The organism is Bacillus sp. 103mf (assembly GCF_900116295.1).
Classification (GTDB): Bacteria; Bacillota; Bacilli; order Bacillales; family Bacillaceae_G; genus Bacillus_A; species Bacillus_A bruguierae.
Map to the genome: position 1 here is coordinate 1 of NZ_FPAF01000013.1, position 20,508 is coordinate 20,508.

At 35.5% G+C, this 20,508-nt stretch carries 18 protein-coding genes; 1 reads left to right on the forward strand and 17 read right to left on the reverse strand.

Going from position 1 to position 20,508, the window contains the following annotated elements; genetic code table 11:
• Window positions 1-200 precede the first annotated feature (200 nt).
• The 12 genes from BM350_RS20545 to BM350_RS20600 form a co-directional block, all read right to left on the reverse strand.
• The gene (locus BM350_RS20545; protein WP_090917897.1) at window positions 201-887 is read right to left on the reverse strand and encodes a YknW family membrane protein; all 687 of its coding nucleotides are present in this window, start codon (window positions 885-887) and stop codon (window positions 201-203) included.
• Window positions 888-1,102: 215 nt separating this feature from the next.
• On the reverse strand, window positions 1,103-2,302 hold the full coding sequence (locus tag BM350_RS20550) for an ABC transporter permease (protein WP_090917895.1): 1,200 nt from the start codon (window positions 2,300-2,302) through the stop codon (window positions 1,103-1,105).
• The gene (locus tag BM350_RS20555) at window positions 2,299-2,979 is read right to left on the reverse strand and encodes an ABC transporter ATP-binding protein (RefSeq protein ID WP_090917893.1); all 681 of its coding nucleotides are present in this window, start codon (window positions 2,977-2,979) and stop codon (window positions 2,299-2,301) included. Before BM350_RS20555 ends, BM350_RS20550 begins: the two co-directional genes overlap by 4 nt.
• The gene (locus tag BM350_RS20560; protein WP_090917891.1) at window positions 2,976-4,163 is read right to left on the reverse strand and encodes an efflux RND transporter periplasmic adaptor subunit; all 1,188 of its coding nucleotides are present in this window, start codon (window positions 4,161-4,163) and stop codon (window positions 2,976-2,978) included. Before BM350_RS20560 ends, BM350_RS20555 begins: the two co-directional genes overlap by 4 nt.
• A gap of 464 nt (window positions 4,164-4,627) precedes the next feature.
• A complete protein-coding gene (locus tag BM350_RS20565) occupies window positions 4,628-5,020 on the reverse strand; it encodes a hypothetical protein (RefSeq protein WP_090917888.1) in 393 nt (130 codons plus the stop codon).
• A 201-nt stretch (window positions 5,021-5,221) separates the two neighbouring features.
• Complete coding sequence (locus tag BM350_RS20570; protein WP_090917886.1) at window positions 5,222-6,562, reverse strand: MFS transporter; 1,341 nt, start codon at window positions 6,560-6,562, stop codon at window positions 5,222-5,224.
• A 19-nt stretch (window positions 6,563-6,581) separates the two neighbouring features.
• Window positions 6,582-7,616, reverse strand: a complete 1,035-nt coding sequence (locus BM350_RS20575) for an ABC transporter substrate-binding protein (RefSeq protein WP_090917884.1) — start codon at window positions 7,614-7,616, stop codon at window positions 6,582-6,584.
• Complete coding sequence (locus BM350_RS20580) at window positions 7,613-8,395, reverse strand: DUF3919 family protein (protein WP_090917882.1); 783 nt, start codon at window positions 8,393-8,395, stop codon at window positions 7,613-7,615. Before BM350_RS20580 ends, BM350_RS20575 begins: the two co-directional genes overlap by 4 nt.
• Window positions 8,396-8,461: 66 nt before the next feature.
• A complete protein-coding gene (locus BM350_RS20585; protein ID WP_090917880.1) occupies window positions 8,462-9,892 on the reverse strand; it encodes a sensor histidine kinase in 1,431 nt (476 codons plus the stop codon).
• A 10-nt stretch (window positions 9,893-9,902) separates the two neighbouring features.
• Window positions 9,903-10,574: a response regulator transcription factor gene (locus BM350_RS20590; protein WP_090917877.1), complete on the reverse strand. Its 672-nt coding sequence runs from the start codon at window positions 10,572-10,574 to the stop codon at window positions 9,903-9,905.
• A gap of 393 nt (window positions 10,575-10,967) precedes the next feature.
• Window positions 10,968-11,762 (reverse strand): SGNH/GDSL hydrolase family protein, encoded by a 795-nt coding sequence (locus BM350_RS20595; protein WP_090917876.1) that lies wholly within the window; start codon window positions 11,760-11,762, stop codon window positions 10,968-10,970.
• Between the two features lie 98 nt (window positions 11,763-11,860).
• Window positions 11,861-12,778: a polyisoprenyl-teichoic acid--peptidoglycan teichoic acid transferase TagU gene (locus BM350_RS20600; protein ID WP_090917874.1), complete on the reverse strand. Its 918-nt coding sequence runs from the start codon at window positions 12,776-12,778 to the stop codon at window positions 11,861-11,863.
• A 316-nt stretch (window positions 12,779-13,094) separates the two neighbouring features.
• On the opposite strand from BM350_RS20600, the gene BM350_RS20605 reads away from it, so the two are divergent.
• Complete coding sequence (locus BM350_RS20605) at window positions 13,095-14,078, forward strand: LCP family protein (RefSeq protein ID WP_090917872.1); 984 nt, start codon at window positions 13,095-13,097, stop codon at window positions 14,076-14,078.
• A gap of 100 nt (window positions 14,079-14,178) precedes the next feature.
• Here the strand turns inward: BM350_RS20605 and BM350_RS20610 are convergent, their stop codons facing one another.
• Genes BM350_RS20610 through BM350_RS20630 form a run of 5 tightly spaced genes read right to left on the reverse strand, consistent with a single transcriptional unit; the run spans window position 14,179 to window position 20,239 of the window.
• A complete protein-coding gene (locus BM350_RS20610; protein WP_090917870.1) occupies window positions 14,179-15,552 on the reverse strand; it encodes a sugar phosphate nucleotidyltransferase in 1,374 nt (457 codons plus the stop codon).
• Window positions 15,553-15,606: 54 nt separating this feature from the next.
• Window positions 15,607-16,731 (reverse strand): glycosyltransferase family 4 protein, encoded by a 1,125-nt coding sequence (locus BM350_RS20615; protein WP_090917868.1) that lies wholly within the window; start codon window positions 16,729-16,731, stop codon window positions 15,607-15,609.
• Window positions 16,728-17,825 (reverse strand): glycosyltransferase, encoded by a 1,098-nt coding sequence (locus tag BM350_RS20620; RefSeq protein ID WP_090917866.1) that lies wholly within the window; start codon window positions 17,823-17,825, stop codon window positions 16,728-16,730. The genes BM350_RS20615 and BM350_RS20620 overlap by 4 nt, the downstream gene beginning before the upstream one ends.
• Before the next feature lie 10 nt (window positions 17,826-17,835).
• Complete coding sequence (locus tag BM350_RS20625) at window positions 17,836-18,987, reverse strand: GumK N-terminal domain-containing glycosyltransferase (protein WP_090917864.1); 1,152 nt, start codon at window positions 18,985-18,987, stop codon at window positions 17,836-17,838.
• The gene (locus BM350_RS20630; protein ID WP_090917863.1) at window positions 18,959-20,239 is read right to left on the reverse strand and encodes a polymerase; all 1,281 of its coding nucleotides are present in this window, start codon (window positions 20,237-20,239) and stop codon (window positions 18,959-18,961) included. Before BM350_RS20630 ends, BM350_RS20625 begins: the two co-directional genes overlap by 29 nt.
• Between the last annotated feature and the right edge of the window lie 269 nt (window positions 20,240-20,508).

Genomic DNA, 20,508 nt, shown 5'->3' on the forward strand with positions numbered 1-20,508 from the left:
ATAAAGTGAAACTTTAATCAGTGGGGGTTTTCTTCATCCCCCACTGATTATTAGTTGAACCAATCGGGCTTTTACGGGCAGTTTATCTCCCACCTAACTTCTTTGCTTTCGCCGAATTTTGAGGTGGGAGTATTACTGCCCGTTAATGCGGGATAAAAAAACGGCTCTACATGAGCCGTTTCGATAAACATAATCTTATATTACATTTTTGGGACTAAGCCACCAAGAAAGCCACCAATTGCGCCAAATGCCAATGATATGATAAAGAAAACTACAACAAGAATTGTCGCTTGTTTCTTGCTTAATCCTGCTGTAATGTGCAGCCCTAATCCCGTTACAAATAATCCCCAAATCGCAAAAACTTCAAATGCCTTTGCAATGCCATGTACAACACCGCCAGTAGAAGCAAATAGCATTCCTAATCCTGTATACATTTCTTGACCATTTCCGCCAAAAATCCATGCTAATACCATATTAATAATGCCACCAAGAACTGTAATAATACTAGAATAAACAATAATCGCTAATAACTTTTTATAAGACGTATCATTGCCCATAAACATCATAAGTACTTTATACAGAGCTGCACTAATAAAGAATGTGAACATAAAAATAATTGCTGCAAATACAAACCCACTACCTAATGTAAATGCCATAGGTACTTCTACGCCAAGCTCTTTATTTTTCGCGACAATTGCAGGGTCCATAGAATATAAATATGTACCAATAGCTCCCATAATACCGCCTAATACAACCATTAAGAAAAACGCGCCCCACACCGGTGCATTACTTCTCATTTTCTCAAACTGCAAGCTAGGTGAGGTAATCATTCCAAATAATGAGGGCTTCTCTCCGCTTACCTTCTGCGTGTTTACGTTCGCTTCCATATGTAAAACCTCCTTTATTTTATACCCGTTCTAACGGGTGGTGAATCCCCACTTTTTCAAACAGGGATTCACCACCCACAAGAACTGGGTGTTATCCCGCTATTCGTGGACAGTAAAGGCTGGATAAGAGCAGGGAAGAAAACTGCCCATAAAAGCCCGATTGGGTGGGCTTTCTCTCAGCGGGGAATAAAGCCCCCACTGAGAGAAGTTTCACTTTATTCATAGCGCAATGCTTCGATTGGATCTAATTTTGCTGCTTTGTTCGCTGGAATTAGTCCGAAAATAATGCCGAGCGTCATCGAGAATAGGACGCCGCCAAGCACAACTTCCCATGAAACGAGCGGTGGCCATTTCGCAAAGGTAGAAACGATATATGCGCCTCCGTATCCAAGGCCAATTCCAATCAAGCCACCAAGAAGTGTTAACATCACGGCCTCTATTAAGAATTGAAGCAAGATTTTCCCGCGCGTTGCACCGAGCGCTTTACGAACACCAATTTCACGCGTACGTTCCGTAACAGATACAAGCATAATATTCATAACGCCGATGCCGCCAACGACAAGAGAAATACCCGCAATACCACCGATAATCATCGTCATAATACTCGTTACCTTTGAAATGCTTGCTTGCATTTTCTCAAGGTCGAGAACTTCATACTTCCCCGGAACATCATTTGGTTTTCGATCGTTTAAAACGCCAACAGCTTTTTTCCCTGCCGCTTCCATTTGATCAACATTTTTCACTTGCACCGAAATATTTTGAATTTCACTTTTCCCATATAGTGTTGGCCAAAGAGAAATTGGAATTAACATTTCCGATATCCCCATGCCCATAAATTCATTATCAGATTTATATACCCCGATAATTTGCAATGGCTGGCCTTTTAACTCGATAATTTTTCCAACAGGATTTTCTTTCGGATAAAAAGTATCCTTTGCTTTCGTACTAATTATCGCAACGTTATTACCACGCTCAACATCTGATTCATTTAAAGAGCGGCCTTCAACCAATTTGATTTTATTCACCGCAAAATATTCACTGTCAAGTCCAATAATATTAGTCATGTCCTTTTTATCATTAATATCGAGTGGTTCCATACCCGCATTTGTCGTAACAACATGATTAATTTCTGGCAATTGTTTCAGTGCGAAAATATCTTCATCTGTTAATGCAGGACGTTCTCCTAGTCCCTGCGCAAATGGATCATCGATATCCGTATGAAACTGAATTGGAATAACATTATTACCCATACCTGCAAATTGGGACTTCAGCATTGCTTCTCCGCCTTGTCCAATCGCAACGACAGTAATAATAGAGCCAACACCGATAATAATTCCAAGCATTGTCAGTGCGGAGCGCAACTTATGAGCTAGAATAGAAGAAAGAGCAATTTTAATACTATCTAGTAAACTCATACAGCACACCTTCTATCTTCTGTAATTTTCCCATCTCTGAGCACAATGCGACGAGATGAATACGCTGCTACTTCCTCCTCATGCGTAACCATTACAATCGTTGTACCTTCTTTGTTCAGCTGGGTGAAAATATTCATAACTTGTTCACCTGATTTCGTATCAAGTGCACCTGTTGGTTCATCAGCCATAATAAAAGTTGGATTATTTGCAATCGCACGTGCAATTGCGACGCGCTGCTTTTGTCCACCTGATAATTCATTTGGTAAGTGATGTACGCGATCCGCGAGTCCTACCTTCCCTAATGCCTCTAATGCCCGCTCGCGGCGCTCTGCTTTCTTTATACCGCCGTAAACAAGCGGAAGCTCTACATTCTCCACCGCCGAAAGACGAGGCAGTAAGTTAAAATGCTGGAACACAAAACCGATGTATTCATTTCGAATGAGTGCCAATTTGGACTCATCTGCCGTTAAAATATTCACATCATTCAGCATATATTCACCTTCTGTTGGCCGATCGAGACAACCAATAATATTCATAAGCGTTGATTTCCCCGATCCAGACGGTCCCATAATCGAAACAAACTCACCGTTATCAATCTTTAAACTAATACCGTGTAAAATGGGTACAGCTAAACTCCCTTGATAATACGTTTTATGAATATTGCTTAAGGTAATCATTTTTTCTTCACTTCCATTCCGTCAAACACTTTATCGGAAGGATTTTCAACCACCTTTTTTCCTACTGTTACGCCTTCAAGTACTTCAACCCAATCTCCATCGCTTGAGCCTTTCTTCACAATTTGCTTGCGAAGCTTTCCTTTATCCTCTACATACACAAATGATTCACCTTTTTCCTCTACAATGCTTTTATGAGGAACAGCAACCATTTTCCTATTCTCTAAGTTTACTTGAATAGATACATGATATCCTGGCGATAATCCATCTTGGGAATCTAGTGATGCTTTATATGTATAATAAGACATATTTTGTCCTGCTTCTCCGCCTGCTGGAGCTTGTATATTTGCCTCCGCACTTGTCGGATATTCACTTACCTCTGTAACTTTCCCAGTCCACTTCTTCTTCGGCGCTGCCTTTGCCGTCACTGTAATCGCTTGATCTTTTTGGATTTGTGATTTTTGTAGTTCAGTTAATGTACCTTGAATTTGGAATGGATCTTTAGAGGCGATTTGTAAAAATGCTTTCCCTTGCCCACCCATTACTGGCGTAGAACCTTGCGAAGCATCTTTATCAAACTTTTGCACAACACCGGAAAAATTACTGTAAACCGTAAGCTCACCTTGTTTTTTCTTTAATTCTTCTATATGAAGATTCACTTTTTCTTTTTCAAGGTCAGCTGTTTTTTGTTGCATTTCCAATTCATTTAATTGGGATTCTAACGGATCGATCATCTCTTTCGTCGCTCCGCTATCCTTCGCTTTTTTAATATCTTGTTTCAATGAATCTATTTTTTTCTTCCCTTGATCATAGCGCATAGAAGTCATTTTTTGTTCTATTTCTGCTTGCTTTACTTGCAAATTAATTTCTTCATTATCATAAGAGAACAACTTGTCCCCTTTGTTCACTTCTTGTCCTTCTTTTACAGCAATATCTTTTACTTTTCCTTTAGTCGCATCCGCATAGAAACTCTCAATATTCCCTGGTTTCACTTGACCGGAAACAAGTTTTGTATTATTGAGCTGACGTTCTGTTACTTCCCTAAACTTCACATCTTCTGTGCTCCCTTTTTTCTTACTCTGCATCATAAAAATATTTGCAGCAGCAACGATAATAATAAGAGCAATAACTCCAATGATAATCCATTTTTTCTTTTTATTCGGAGTACGAACCGTATTTGGTAACATTGTCTCTCTCCTTTTACTTAAATCGTTAATATAATTAAATTATACAAACTTTTCCAAAATATCTCAACAAACATTCGACATTTACTACATTCATATTACATAGTTTGTATATTATAAATTGTATCAAACAATGGCATGTTTTGAAATTTAATACTTTCTAATATGCATATATGCATATTTTTCTTAAACAAACGTTTGATTAAGAAAAATGATTTATCCACTTTTAGAACCCCCGTTATTCAAAATAAAAAAAGGGCCTTAAACTACGCCCTTTTCTAATTATATGAACAAATCCATTTTGACTTTTCAACATATAAATTGCTGCTATGCAAAGCAAAACATAACCTGCACTGTTTTAACCTTTGCACGTGACAGAAACAGGCCCTGACCGCTTCTACGCATGGTCAGATGCTCTTGCCCGCCTAAAATACTGATGTCGTTTTTTCAGTTTATATTTCATTCTCTTATTGCCACATAATCGCTTGTTTCGGTGCAATCACTATCTCATCTGGTATATTTTCATTCACAAACTCGAACGCCCTGAGCTCGCCAGGTGTCATTGGTCGTTGATGCTCACTTCCAAAATCCTCACCGTACATTTGCAAAATCCAACCCGTTTCACTATTACATTCTACTCGAAATCGTTCCTTCGATTCTTCATCAGGAAAAGCAGATCCTGAAACATCTATAAATGTTTCGATACATAACGGTGACCATTCTTCTTTCTCTTCATCCAACAAGTGAACTACAACCCCCATTTCTGTACTGCGCAGTCTAAATTCATACATATCCTCACCTGTTACAACAATTGCCGTACAACGATAAATTCTTTCCACTTCAGTAGTAAACATTTGCATATCAACATCTCACCTTCCATATTATTAATTACCTAATTTTAACAATTGAAAGTTAAGATATTGTGAATGAATTGTAATTTTTCTATATTTCACAGAACAAAAACGACTTACATATGACCGAAAAAAGTAGTATTTCCTTTAAACAAACGTTTAATTAAAAAAGAGAATCTATCCATTGATAGATTCTCCTCTCCTAAATCATTAAGCAATTTGCTTCTTAGACTCTTTTCTCTCATGACCAAATTGAACGATGAATAAGAATACAGTAGATAAAATACCGCCTGCTAATAATAGAATGAAACAACCGTCCCAACCAGAGCGATCAACGATAATACCAATCGCTGCGTTTGCAACAAGGCTTCCTCCTAAATAACCGAACAGGCCACACATACCAACTGTTGTACCTACTGCGAATTTTGGTACTAATTCCATTGCACTTAAACCAATTAAAAATTGTGGTACGTAAATTAAGCAACCAATAATCGAAACTGCAGCACTCACAACAAGTATATTCGATGCTTGCCAGTATACTACCGTTCCGATAACAACACCAACCATACTAAACACACATAGTGGCATACGTTTTCCTTTGAATAACTTATCACTTAAAAAACCTACGATTAATGAACTTGGAATTGCCATAAATTCAAAAAATGAATATGCTGCATGCGCTTCTGTTTTTGTAAATCCTTTAACCGTTGTTAAATAAATCGGTACCCAGTTAATAACACCGAAACGAATTAAATATACAAATGCATTCGCAATACATAAATACCAAATAAATTTGTTTTTCACTACATATTTCATCAAAATTTCTTTTGGTGACATTTTGTTGGCATTGTCTGCCTTCTCCAGATCTTCATAATCATTGCGATATTCATCAATTGGTGGAAGACCGACAGATTCTGGTGTATCCTTCGCATTCACCCACATAAGAACGGAAATAACCATTGCAATGATTGCCGGGAAGATAAACACGCCGGTTTGCCAATGACTTTCACCGAAAATACCAACACCAATTCCAACAATCGGTGGTACAAGCATCGCACCAATATTATGTGAAATATTCCAAAGTCCTGTTTTTGTACCGCGCTCTTTCTTCGAGAACCACTTCGTCATTACGGTACTACAAGGCGGTGCCCCCATTCCTTGGAAAATATTATTGAACACTAATAATGTTAAAATCATTCCAAATGAAGATGCAAAACCGAAACAAATATTGATAATTGCTGATACGAATAAACCAATCGCAATAAAACGCTGCGCATACGCTTTATCTGATAAATTTCCCATAAAGAACTTACTTAGTCCATACACAATCGCCGTAACGGAACCTAATAAACCATATTCCGTTGTAGTAAAACCATATTCTTTTATTAAATACGTACTAGATAACGTAAAGTTACTGCGAACTAAATAATACGCTGCATACCCAACCGAAATTCCCAGTAACACACGAAGACGTAGTAGTTTGTATACTTTGTCAATCATATTCGCTGGCAAACGCTCGATTGCTGGTGCAGGCTTAAGCCAATTAAACATATTATCTCTTCTCCTTTTTTCACTTTTGAGAGAGACGTTGTCTATTCCATAACTCGATGATTCCACTATCTGATACTGATTGATTCGTTCTTCCAACTGGCTGACCTTGCACTTCTTGCTGACGCTTTGCAAGCATCGTCGGTACGCCAAACGAAACCTTTTCTAAAATATGCCCCGCTTCTTCCGATAAACAATAATCAATAAATAAATCCGCTATAATGCCACTCGGTGCATGTTGTATTTTAGAAATCGCATTAACAGATAACCCTGTTTGCTTCGGTACCTTACTTACAATTGGAAAGCCTTGCTTTTGCAGCATACGCTGGTCTCCGATGAAATTAATGCCGATAATCGATTCGCCGCTCGCAACATATTCCGCAGGCATATAACCATTAACCGTTACTTTTGCAACTTGTTTGGCAAGCCCTACCGCAAATTTGTTTGCTTCTTCTTCTCCAAACGTATCTATTAATGATTGAAATAACGTATACGCTGTTCCTGATACATTCGGATCAGGTATGACGATCTTCCCGGCATAAGCAGGATGTAATAAATCTATCCATTCTGTGGGATACGAAAGTCCAAGCGGTTCCATTTCCTGTTCCCATCGCTCCTTATTAATAGCAATTGCCAGCTGTTCTACTTCATAGCCATACCAATAACCATCCTGATCCTTTACGGCTTTTGAAATGTTATTAGCATGCTGACTTGTTACAGGAATCGAAATGTCCTTTCGCTTCATCATTTGATGAGCATCTAATGTGCCCCCAATAATAACATCTGCTTTTGGGTTATCAGCTTCCGCTTCTACTCTTCTTAACATTTCCTCTGTAGAAAGACGAATAAATTCATACGTACATCCGCGCGCCCTGCAAAAAGACGATAACAATGCCTCGCCTACTTCTTCACGCGCTGCAACATAAGCAACGAGATGACGGTCCTTTAAAATTGGAAGACCGCTCTTATCATATTTAATAGTGGTAGTATCTCGAGAGCAACTAGACATCGCTCCTCCAATTACTAGCAAAAAGAAGAAAAAGGCTATCTTTTTCATGAATGATTCTCCTTTACAAATAACGATGCTAGGGAGCCTTTCATATACATCACATTTCCATTATTATCGCCGAGATATTGGACAACAAAATAATCTCTATATACAGAGATTGTAAGAATATCCTCACGGTTATTCTTTATTTGTTTACCATTTTGATAGGCGGTTATATAAGCGATGGGTTTTTTCTGTGCATACAGCAAATTTTGAATTTCTGCATAATCCGTAATTTGTTTCGCTTGCCGGATTCGCGTAAGTATTGGATCCAAATCGGCCGCACGCACATCATCACCTTGCCGCACAACCACTTCCTTTGCATTCGCAAAGTAATCACTAATTCTCTCAGGCGTATAATACAAACTTAACAAATACGTTTGAAACGCAGAAATCATTGGATCTGTACCAATCTTTCCGTACACATCTGCCTCATACTGAAACAAATTCCCTACTGCAAACGTACGCTTATATCCGTTCAAATACGTTATTTCTCCAGTAAATACTTTCTCTAAGGCATCTGCATGATTCTTTTCCATTCGAATCCGATCAAAAAATGAGATAATCGCATGCAACCGAACTTCATCTGTTACAACTACTTCTCCCCACTTTTCATGCTTTACTCTTACTTCAGTAGGAACAGATTCATTTGCTCCTTTTAAAACTGCTTGCTTGTCATCTACGATTGTGACGCGGCCATATAACCGCTCTTCTATAAAATAAAACAAAAGAACAAAAAGCATCATACAACAGACAAACAAGAAAACTTGAAATGATAGCCTTTTCATTTCTGCCTACCTCCAAGATAAAAAAACGTTGTTTCGAAAATACTGCATAAATGTTTCATAAATGTATCATTTAATCGCTTTCAAATTTTTTATATCTTCCATATACCTTGGCAACAGAAATGTCATATATATCATCGTTCCCATATTCTCACTGCTTTCGATACGCATACTCCCTCCTTGCTTATTCATAATCTCCTTACAAATCAACAAACCGTATCCATTCCCATAACTAGAAGGTAACACCTTCTCCTTAGAAGAACGATTCCATTCTGCAAGTACCTCTTCATCCATTCCAATTCCATCATCATAAATTAACACCTTTACTTCATGTCCATTCACAACGGCACTAACTCTCATCTGCGAGGCATCACTATATTTAATCGTATTATCAAATACATTTAAGAAAATCTGCTTTGTCTTATCAAAATCAGCAACGACGTATGTAGAATATAATTCATTCACAACCTCGATCTCATACTGCCGCAAGCGCAGCTTTACAATTGAAATAGCCTCTTTTGCAAGCTCCTTTATATCCACAATCGTTGGCGATACTTCAAACGTACTCGTTCCATACTTAGAAGATTGCAATAACTCCTCCACTAAAGACAATAAACGTTGACTTTCTACCGAAACATAATGAAAGCTTTCCTTTATCTCTTGTTCTTGCTGTAACTTCGGAATTAAATCTACATAACCAAGAATGGCAGTAAGCGGTGTTTTTAACTCATGCGTAATACGGTCCAAGAAATCTTTTTGCTTCTCCTTCTCTTCCCGTAATTGCGACATATGTAGCTCAATTGCATCAGCCATCACATTAAAAGAAGCTGATAACTGAGCAATCTCCACATACTCTGTTAGCTCAATTTTATTTTTATAATCACCATTTGCGAGACGTTTTGCCATTTGCCTCAATTGATCAATTGGCTTATGCAGCGACTTCGCCAAACGAATCGCAAAGAAAATTCCGCCTGCCACTAAACAAATAGATGTCACTACAAATGTCCAGCTTACATTCATTAATACTTCCTTCTCATCACGTAGTTCATCCACAAACCGGATTGCCCCAATAACTTCATTCCCATAATAAACTGGACTTGAAAACAATAACAACGGAGCTGGATCACTATTTTCAACAACATAAGCCTTCTTTCCCTGCAGTGAATGCTCAATATCGACATTCCGATAAAGCAGTGCCCCTTTTTGCGTATCTGCCACAACTTCTCCGTTCTTCCCAATCATCTGGACACGGACATCCATCCGCTTTGCTAAATAAGAAGCAATTAACAATGAATTTGGCCCTAGTGTCTCCACTTCCGCCTCCTTCTCTAAATAATTCATTGTGTATATTTGTGCTTCTACACTTAATTTCTCTAACGAATCTGCAGCATTACGATACATATTCTTTTCAAGTACAATATAAATTACCATGTAAAGAAGGAACAAAATGGGGATCAATAATCCCACTATACCAAATACCATATTTCGTTTTAATGACATCAAATCACCTTTAACAATCTAACTTATAGCCAACGCCATAAATCGTTTTAATACTCTCTCCGCTACTTCCAAGCTTCTTCCGTAGACGCTGCACCATAATATCAACCGCTCTCGTATTTCCAATATATTCAAAACCCCATACTTTCTCTAACAGCTCATCTCTCATAAATACACGCTGAGGATTTGTCGCAAACAGCTGACATAAATTAAACTCTCGGTACGTTAAATGAATTTCTTGTCCATTCACATGTAGCTTGCGTTCCTTTGGACAAATCACAAACTCACCAACTTGAATAACATCATGATGATAAATCGTTTCCTTCTTCTGTACACGCCGTGCCATATTTTTCACACGCAACAGCAGCTCTGCATAATGAAAAGGCTTCGTCACATAATCATCAGCACCGAGCTGCAAACCAAGCAACTTATCATTCATCTGACTCTTCGCCGTTAACATTAACACGGGAATATCACGATCCCTCTCCCGAAACAGCCGAAGAAGTTCATAACCATCTATATCAGGAAGCATCACATCTAAAATCAACACATCAGGCTTCTCTTCCCACTTTTGCAGCGCCTCATTTCCATTTGCAGCTGTAAGTACTTCATAGCCTTCCATCTCTAACTGCATCCGAATTAAATTACAAATGCTAGCTTCATCATCAACTACAAGTATTTTCATGGAGTTCCTCCTTTCGAAGCTATATAAAAAACGATATAAAACCTTTTTCTTTTTAGAGTGGACGAGAGCATCTGACTGCGCGTAGAAGCGGTCAGGGCCTTTTCCTGCCACATGCATAGTTTAAAACAAAGAGAGAAAGCGAGTGCAGGCTCCTTTCTTTCTCCCTTGCTGCAATCTATATCCCGAAAAATTAAAATGAAATGGATTCATATATACAAATTGAAAAACCCTTTTCTTTCCACATACAGGGTTTAAAGTATTTCAGATACTAGCAACTTATTTGTGATTTATATAGTATAGCAAACATCAGAAATGAAAATAGAGGAAATTATCGACTATATATTGACGACAATTCCCTCTATTACATTCAATAATCATTCTGCTAAACTATCATTATTTTGCAACAAAATAATTCGTCACATGCTGCGCCCAAAGCTCATAACCCTTTGCACTTGGGAAGCCAAACTCATCTTGTAAATATGGCAAGATATTCTTCGTCGTTGGATCCGGCCATACTTCCCAATGATTAATATATGTATAACCGTTTTGCTCTGCAAACTGCTTCAATGCAGTAATAGCTTTCGGATAATTCTTTGCATTATACACTGGATTTGGCGGTTGGATCATAATCGTAGCATCCTTCGCACTACTTTGAAGTGCTTGTACAAACTTTTGCGTATTCGCTACAGAATTGCTGTTACCCATTTTACTATTATCTGTCACAAACGGCGGTTCAAATAAAATCACGTCCGGCTTTGCTTCTGCAATTTCTTTATCACGCTTCTTCGCAATTAAATCTTCTGTACTCTCATCCTTAAACTCTTTTACAGTAACGTTCCAAAGCGATTCACCATACGCCTCTTTTAAATTAGCAGTCACCTTCGCTGGCCAAGCACCAGCCCCCGAAGCTTGGTCCCCAACAATAACAAGATTCACAGCTTTCTTATCAGCTGCTGCTTTCTTTAACTTTTCCTTTACCGCATTAGGTAAATTCTTTGCATATGCTTCATTAAAAGAGCCTTTTGTTTCCGTTTTTTTCTTATCTGTCTGTGCACTTTGCTTTTGTGTACTTACTGCCGTTTGCTGCGTTGCATTGGCAACTTTCTTATTCCAATACAACTTACCACTCACAACAGAAGTAACAAACAACACAAAAATAAAAAGCACAAGAAATGCTTTTTTATTCATTCGTTCACCCCATCTGTTCATCTAATACAACATATATATTAGTATAAAAGCATACAAAAATAAACCAACTGCTGTAAGGGTAGTTGGTTTATGGAAAATTATTTCTTAGGCAACTCAAGATGTTCTCTTAACTTATTTGATAAATCTTTACGAGTTTGATCTGTTACAAAGTAGTACCAAATACCATCCTCAGCTTTGTGACCATCACCAGGAATTTGAATTTCTTCACTGTTTTTCATACAATCTTTATAATTCTTTTGAATATCAAACATTTGATCTTGCGTTAAGCTTGTCTTTACATTCTTTTGAATCGCTTGTAATACATCACCGTAGTTTGCAAGTGAAGAAACATTTGCTCCTTTTTTAATTACAGCTTGAATTACTTGACGTTGACGCATTTGACGTCCGAAATCGCCGCGAGGATCTTCATAGCGCATACGAGTATATAAAAGAGCCTTATCACCATTTAAATGTAAATCTCCCTTTGCATAATGAACCCCGTCAATTGTAAAGTCCATATCATTGTAAACATCTACACCACCAACAGCATCTACAATATCCTTGAATCCAGCCATATTCACTTCAATATAATGGTCAACAGGAACATCAAGAAAGTTTTCCACTGTTTTCACAGCCATATCAATTCCGCCAAATGCATACGCATGATTAATTTTATCTTTCTTACCTTTGCCAATGATTTCTGTATAAGAATCACGTGGAATACTTACAATTTTCATCGAATTTGTCTTTGAATTTAACGTAAATAACATTAAAGAATCCGAACGGCCAACTTCACCTTTTTGTTGGTCACTACCCATTAATAAAATCGAAATAGGCTTTTGATCTACAACATCTACTTTTTGTTCTCGCTTATCTGACTTATCACGGTCTAATGGTTTATGAACCGCATCTAATGTATTTGATACATTAGAATAAATATGATACGCATAAGCCCCTCCAGCAACTACGAGAAGACCTATAATGCCCAGAATCCAGAATAAAATTTTCTTTTTCATCTTTTATTCCTTCTTTCCTTTTAATTAATAGGGTATTAACAACATTTATCGCAAAACAAAGAACTTTACAGTTATTTTTCGAAATTATACGTAATAGAACTTTTTAGTAATATTCCTTATTGTCTGCCTAACAGATTTTATTATTCCACAAGAGTTTCCTTTCTTGCTGAATCTTCGATATTTATATTTATTACAAATTCAAAATACAAGAAAACGAGGTAGAAAAACGCACTCATTATATAGTAGAATTATTTCATGTGTATTCAACAAGTTTATTTATATATATCTAGATAACTAGAACACAGTGGAGGCTCCTATGAAAAAAAGAAAGAAAATATGGAAAATTATTGGTTTCAGCTTGCTAGCAATACTCATTATTGCTGTAGGGGGAGGCGCTTATGCCTATAAGCAACTGCAGCCTGAGAATCATTTCAAAAAGGTTCCTGTGGTAAATGCCAACCCTAATAAAAAGACAGATTCAAGTCAGGACACAAAAGTACAAAACGGTGTCTTTAATATTTTATTAATCGGTTCAGATGAGCGAAAGGGACAAAACGTCGGTCATTCCGATTCCATGATGATTGTTCATGTAGATTTGAATAAAAAAGAATATCACGCGATGAGTATTCCTCGTGATACACGCGTACATCTTGATGGCTACGGCTATACAAAATTGACAAGCGTACAATACATCAAGCAAGCGACAGATGGACAACAAAAGGGTATAGAAGCCGCAATACAAGCTATTACTGAATTAACTGGTGTAAATATTAACTACTACGTAGAAACAAACTATCAAGGATTGCAAGGAATGGTAGATGCAATTGGTGGCATTGAAATGAATGTACCGTTTGATGTAAAACTTACACATCCTTGGTACCCAGAAAATAAAAATAAAGTGATAAATGCCGGCACACATTCAGTGGATGGCAAAATGGTAACAGAAATTGTACATGAGCGCTATTCTCTTAAAAACGGGGAGTATGATCGTCAAAGATTACAGGAAGAAGCATTAGTAGGAATCGCAAAGAAAACACTGCAGCCTTCAAACGTAACGAAACTGCCAGCATTTGTTAAACAGATTCCAAACTTCTTAATCGCATCCAATATGACGACAGCAGATATGCTAAGTTTGGGAATGGCTGCAAAAGACTTTGATCCTACAAAACAATTAAAATATCATCAAATTAGCGGACAGTGGAAGTCCATGTATGATGATATTTTAAAGAATAATAACGATCAATTAATAATGGATAAGGAACAATTGAAGCAAGTTGTTTCACAGTACTTTATGAACTAAGCAATAAAAAAGAATACAAAAAAGGGCGTGGAGAAGGCTTTCTCCACAGCCTGAAAAACAGTGCTATAAGAATAGCACTGTTTTTCATATCCCTCTGTACTTACTTTATTGTATAACAAGATTTTTCAATCTCTTCCCATTGCATATAAACTCGAACAATATCTTCTTCAATCAGTTCACTGCCTGATTGTACTTCAATAAATTCTAAATCTGTTACTGCTTTAATGGCATGCTTTTCACCAGGTTTAATTTCTAATACATCACCTGGGCGAACAACTTTAAATTTATCATTTAACACAAACACACCTTCACCTTTTACAACTGTCCATACTTCACTACGATTATTATGATATTGATAGCTTAAATTTTTTCCAGCTGTAATGCCAATGCGTTTTGTTAACACTTCATTTCCATTTTCATATTTTGTATAATCCAATACACGGTACCAGCCCCAACGGCGTTCTTCATACATTGGACGTTGATCCCAATCTCCCACTAACTCTTTCACTCGTGGACTTGCTTCCTTATCAGAAACTAAAATACCATCTGGACTTGCTGCTATAATAATATTGGAAAGCCCTAATACAGAGACAGGAATATCTAATTCATTAATAATATGATTGTTCTCACATTCTTCACTCATATTTCCTTTTCCAATCATACTTGTTCCCATTTCTTCAGTAAGTGTATTCCAGGTCCCAAGATCTTTCCAAGATCCATTATAAGGAAGGGCAATAATATCTTTTGTTTTCTCAACTACTTCATAATCAAAACTTATTTTAGGCAAATCACTATATTGTTTTAATAATTGATCATATTGAACTGGAAATCCTTTTTGATCTAATAACGAAATAATTTTGTCTAATTTAAATGCAAAAACACCACAATTCCAAAGTGCTTCCAATTCAATAAGTTTAATCGCCTCTTCTTGTTTTGGTTTTTCTTTAAAATGACTCACTTGAATATAATTCGAATGACTTTCCTTTACATTAGGAACGATATAGCCATACTTTTCAGAAGGATATGTAGGAGTAACTCCCATTAAAGCCAAATCAGCTTCTGAAGATTGTAATGTTTTCTCTAAATCCAATAGTCTCTCGAAGAAATTATCCTCTACATATGGATCTACAGGCAACACCCCGATAATTTCATTTGTGTCCACATTTTGTTTTGAGTATAAGTAAGAAGCTGCTAAAGCAATAGCAGGAAACGTATCTCGACGTTCTGGTTCAATAATAATCGGTACATTTTGTCCTAATTGACTATTAATCATATCTACTTGAGATTTACTTGTTGCAATAACAGTATTTTTCTCCAATCTAAGTGCTGTTAATTGCCCCCAAACTCTCTGAACCATAGATTGTAGCTCATTATTATCTGCCTTAAGAACTTTTAAAAATTGTTTTGAACGTGAATCATTAGATAACGGCCATAAACGTTTCCCTGATCCACCTGATAATAATATTAATTTCATATAATACTTCTACCTCTTTTCATAAAAATTAAAAGAGTGAAGGATATGCTTCCTTCACTTAGAAAATCTTTCCTTATATCGTTCTTCTACCATATTTTTTAGCTCTTCTTTAAATCTCTCTGGAGAAAATCTAATAGAATTTTCTCTACAATTAGAAGAACTAAACTGATCATAGTTTCGTTCAAATTCATCTACTGCTTTTACAATACTTTCTACAGTTTGTTCTTTAAAGAACAATCCCGTTGGTTTTTCATGACTTAAATCTAATACAGTTTCCATTGCTCCACCCTTACCATAAGCAATAACAGGTGTTCCGCATGCTTGAGCCTCTACCGGTGTAATACCAAAATCTTCTTCCGCAGCAAATACAAAACCTTTTGCACGTTGCATATAATCTTTTAATACCTCAAAAGATTGATATCCTAAAAGTTCAACATTTCCTTTTGCCTTAGACTTTACCTTTTCAAAATCAGGTCCATCACCAATTACCACTAACTTTTTATCTGGCATAGATGCAAAAGCTTCTACAATTAAATCAATTTTTTTATAAGGAACCATACGGGATGCAGTTACATAAAACTCTTCCTTTTGTTCATGTAGTGTAAATGCAGTAATATCAACAGGCGGATAAATAACCGTTGACTCTCTTCGGTATACTTTCCATATTCTGCGTCCAATAAATTTAGAGTTACCTACAAAATGATCAACACCATTGGCAGTACGGTAATCCCAATTTCTTATTTTATGAAGGATAGTCTTTGTAATGAATCCCTTAATTCCTTTTTCTAAATTTGCTTCTTTTAAATATTGATGTTGTAAATCCCATGCATAACGAATAGGTGAATGAACATAAGAGATATGCAACTGATCTGGTCCGGTTAAAACCCCTTTTGCTACAGCATGGGAACTAGAAAGAATAACATCATATTTAGATAAATCTAACTGTTCAATTGCCAAAGGCATTAAAGGTAGATAGTTTCTATATTTCTTCTTCGAGAAAGGTAACTTTTGAATAAAAGTGGTTTTCACTTCTTTGTTCTTTATAAATTCTCTATTATCTCCTAAGTGATCTACAACACTAAATAAATCCGCTTCTGGAAAAACTTCTAACATTTGCTCTACAACTTTTTCAGCTCCTGCATATGTCACAAACCAATCATGTACTATTGCTATTTTCATTTAGATACACCACTAATCTTAAAATATATTTGTTTTGTACACTTTACCATTTGTTGCACGCTATATTTATTAACAACCTTTTCCCTAGATCCATTTGACATGTTTATCCACTTTTCTTTCTCGTGCAGCTCAATAATCCCATCAACCGCTCCATTTACATCTTCTAAATCGTATAAATATCCTTCTTTACCGTGATCCACAATATCTCTATTACCAACTACATTAGATAAGACAGCTGGCAATCCTAATGACATAGCTTCCAACACAGCTAATGGCATCCCTTCCCATTTAGCAGATGACAAATAAATATTATGATTTTTCATTTCTTTTATTACATACTGAGTTGGACCGAAAAATAAAATGTTATTATTTATATTTTTTTTATTTACATACTCTTGCAGTTCCTTCATTTGAGAACCTTGTCCTATAAAAGTTAGCGTTGCATTCTCAAAACCGGTCTTTTTAATTAACTCTTCCATTATTTCTATAGAATGCTTAGAATTTTTCTGATTATCAAATCTTGTAACAGATACAACCTTTAAAGTTTTATTTTCATTAATCACTCTATCTTCGGGAATTTCTACACCGTTCACAATAACATTCAGTTTATTACTTTGTACCAACTTTACCGTATTTACCTTATCTTGTTCCCCGTCTGATACGCAAATAAACTCATTCGTAAAGCGAGATAGAATTCGTTCAATTAATATATAAACTTTATTGATTACATTTTTATAATCCAAGTGTATACCATGAAAAGTATGCACTATTTTTACTCTCTTAAGAGAAAGAACCTTTAATAAGCGACTGTAAATGCCAGCGCCTTTACCGTGCGAATGAATAATATCGATATTATTGTCCTTTATAAATTTCAATATTTCTAAATGGGATTTTAAAACGAACTTTCTATGAGGAATTTTTATTAACTTCTCCTCACCTAATAATTGTTTATATTTATCCCAATATGGTTCTTCTTGTGGACAAGCGACATAGAATTCTATATCATTATCCATATTCTTCATTAAGCGATATACATGTTCAGGTCCCCCGCCATAATCTGCTCTAACTGTTATTAATAACACCTTTTTTTTCACAATTAATCACCTATTCTAAGACTTCTTTTAGCAGATTATCCACTCTACTAGTCCAGCTATTTTTTTTAGCAAAACTAATATATTTCTCTTTATCAGTATCTTTTACCGTTTCCCTGACTGCTTCTACAAATCCCTCTAGGTTTTCAGCTAATTTAGCTGGACTATTTATATATTCCAATTCTCTCCACTTTGTACTAACAACTGGAATTCCACAAACCATATATTCATACAACTTTAAAGGATTCACATAGTCCAATAAGTGTGCATAGTCTTTAACATTAAATGGTATAATCCCTACATTAGCATGTTGAAGATAAGCTGGCAGTTGATCATAGCTTCTTCTACCTAAAATATGAACATTTTCATGATCATCAATATGTTCTTTCGCTAATTGATCAGGTCCAATAACTACAAACGCAATATCTGGCATCATTTTCGCCATTTCATTAAATAAATGAAAATCAAACCATTCTTCTATAGCACCTACATAAACAACAATTGGTTTATCAATTAATTTATATTCAATCGGTTGTTCCTGCTTTTTTAAGAAATGATCTAGATTAACACCATTTGGAAAATATAATGTATCTTTAGGCCCTAAGCTATTTACATGCTCTTCTAATGTATGGGCCGTATATAAAACACGATCTACACTTTGAGATAACTTAGCTTCCGCATTCCCTAATGCGTTCGTATGATTAGAAAAACCAGAGTTTTTATCTGCCATTCTAAAAACCGATTTTTTACAATCAATAAAGTCTAACAAGTAATTTTGAAGACCATTATCGAAATAAAGTAAATCCACTTTTCTAAACCCTTTGGACTCTATTAATTTATTAATATTGGGGTAAGTAAGCTTATTCCAGTTATTATATATAAACTCACTGCTTAAGATTGGTTTATTATTAGGTGTTAATAATGCTCCCGGCACATACGACCAAACTTGTCCATCTCCATGCATCTCTCCACCCTTTTTATACACTTCATATCGATCATAAAACTCCTTAGTAGGTGAAAATACTCTATGAACCGGTGAAATAGGGGCCGAAACATACGCAATCTCCCAGCCCTTTTTCACTAATTCTTTAGCGATGTGATGTGTTCCTACTTGGAATGGAGAATTCCAATAGTTACTAGTTGCAAACAATGCTTTCTTTTTCATTTAAATTTCTCCTTGGTAACTCTATATTATTAACTTTATTCTCGTTCGTTTGAATATTTAAACTAAGTAGAATCCCACCAAAGAATATTAACCAATATCCTAATGAGAAATCAAAAGGTCTTTGGTATATGGACATAAAATAAAATAATGCAAAAACCATCGCTGTTTTGTTTTTTTCTTTAAGGCATATATAAAGAAAGAATAGCAAGTGTAATATTAATAGAAAATACCCATTAATAATTGTGAAAGTTTTCCACGACAAAGCATCTGATTTATAATTCAAAGCTTTATCAAAATACTTTTTCTCACCCATCCCAAAAAGCTGTTCTCTTATACCACTATTTTTAAAATCATTATATACATAAGTAAAACCGTCATTGGTTCGATTATTCCCAGCTAAACCATTATCGGTAATTTCAAATCGATAGAGAATCCTATTATATAAATACGAATCTTTAGGAGTAAGAGAGAAAATAAGAATATATGCAATAATAAATAAAAAGAAATATTTTTTACTTCTTAGTAGAAGATATAAGCCAATTAACATATAAAAGGCCATAGATAAAGATAAAATTCCCGCTATAAGAATTATCTTTTCGTACAATCTATTTAATTTAAATCTTTTTGAAATCAAAATTAAAGCACTCACGGTTCCTACTACACCAGGTTCATTGAACATGGCACACATTCTATCAATACTTCCTCCATACGAAAAGAAATACTGCTCAGAAATGTTATGATACACTGCGTAATTCGCACTCCATAAATACTGACGATAATATGATTTACTCGTAGAATAAGCAACTAAATTATCCCAATTCAAATCAATACCTATCAGCAATAACAGAGCAACAATTATTGCAGGAATATACGAAATAGCTATTATTTTAATGAAATTATCATATATCTTTAACTTCATTTCATTGGTTAATAGTACAAAAGGAACTAGTACAGCACATAAAAATAAAAGACTATATAAAATTTTGTATACTTCTTCATATCTAAAGCTATATAGTAATACTAAAAAAATTACACCAAATGCCAATTTTATATTTTTTTTAGAAATAATATTACATTTAATGGAAATTAAGGAAAAACAGGAAATATAAACAACACCTACTACTTCTTTTAATTTATTTCCCCATACAAAAAAAGGCTCTAGTGTTAAAAAAGCTAAAAAAGCTGCTATGAGTATAAATATTTTGATGACCAAGCTGTTCGTAATAGCGTTATGATTTTGCAAATTAATCATCCTAACTACAATTAAAATATTTAAATTGATACTGTATTAAAAAAATCCCCCTATAATTAGGACGTTATTTTCAATAAAATATTGACCTATGGGTGCGATGAATAATGTTTCATTTATAAAAATTCCATAAATTAAAATATGCTATGAGTAACACTTCAAAAAAACAATTTGTAATAACAAATAAAAAACATTTTAGACACACAAAAATTAACAAGCATATAAAAATCATCCAAAAGAAGAATATCCTTTCTATTCAACAGCCTGTTAAT

Bases quoted from the DNA above. Each gene is read 5' to 3' on its own strand.
- BM350_RS20545 (WP_090917897.1), bottom strand. From the start codon at position 887: ATGGAAGCGAACGTAAACACGCAGAAGGTAAGCGGAGAGAAGCCCTCA.
- BM350_RS20550 (WP_090917895.1), bottom strand. From the start codon at position 2,302: ATGAGTTTACTAGATAGTATTAAAATTGCTCTTTCTTCTATTCTAGCT.
- BM350_RS20555 (WP_090917893.1), bottom strand. From the start codon at position 2,979: ATGATTACCTTAAGCAATATTCATAAAACGTATTATCAAGGGAGTTTA.
- BM350_RS20560 (WP_090917891.1), bottom strand. From the start codon at position 4,163: ATGTTACCAAATACGGTTCGTACTCCGAATAAAAAGAAAAAATGGATT.
- BM350_RS20565 (WP_090917888.1), bottom strand. From the start codon at position 5,020: ATGCAAATGTTTACTACTGAAGTGGAAAGAATTTATCGTTGTACGGCA.
- BM350_RS20570 (WP_090917886.1), bottom strand. From the start codon at position 6,562: ATGTTTAATTGGCTTAAGCCTGCACCAGCAATCGAGCGTTTGCCAGCG.
- BM350_RS20575 (WP_090917884.1), bottom strand. From the start codon at position 7,616: ATGAAAAAGATAGCCTTTTTCTTCTTTTTGCTAGTAATTGGAGGAGCG.
- BM350_RS20580 (WP_090917882.1), bottom strand. From the start codon at position 8,395: ATGAAAAGGCTATCATTTCAAGTTTTCTTGTTTGTCTGTTGTATGATG.
- BM350_RS20585 (WP_090917880.1), bottom strand. From the start codon at position 9,892: ATGTCATTAAAACGAAATATGGTATTTGGTATAGTGGGATTATTGATC.
- BM350_RS20590 (WP_090917877.1), bottom strand. From the start codon at position 10,574: ATGAAAATACTTGTAGTTGATGATGAAGCTAGCATTTGTAATTTAATT.
- BM350_RS20595 (WP_090917876.1), bottom strand. From the start codon at position 11,762: ATGAATAAAAAAGCATTTCTTGTGCTTTTTATTTTTGTGTTGTTTGTT.
- BM350_RS20600 (WP_090917874.1), bottom strand. From the start codon at position 12,778: ATGAAAAAGAAAATTTTATTCTGGATTCTGGGCATTATAGGTCTTCTC.
- BM350_RS20605 (WP_090917872.1), top strand. From the start codon at position 13,095: ATGAAAAAAAGAAAGAAAATATGGAAAATTATTGGTTTCAGCTTGCTA.
- BM350_RS20610 (WP_090917870.1), bottom strand. From the start codon at position 15,552: ATGAAATTAATATTATTATCAGGTGGATCAGGGAAACGTTTATGGCCG.
- BM350_RS20615 (WP_090917868.1), bottom strand. From the start codon at position 16,731: ATGAAAATAGCAATAGTACATGATTGGTTTGTGACATATGCAGGAGCT.
- BM350_RS20625 (WP_090917864.1), bottom strand. From the start codon at position 18,987: ATGAAAAAGAAAGCATTGTTTGCAACTAGTAACTATTGGAATTCTCCA.
- BM350_RS20630 (WP_090917863.1), bottom strand. From the start codon at position 20,239: ATGATTAATTTGCAAAATCATAACGCTATTACGAACAGCTTGGTCATC.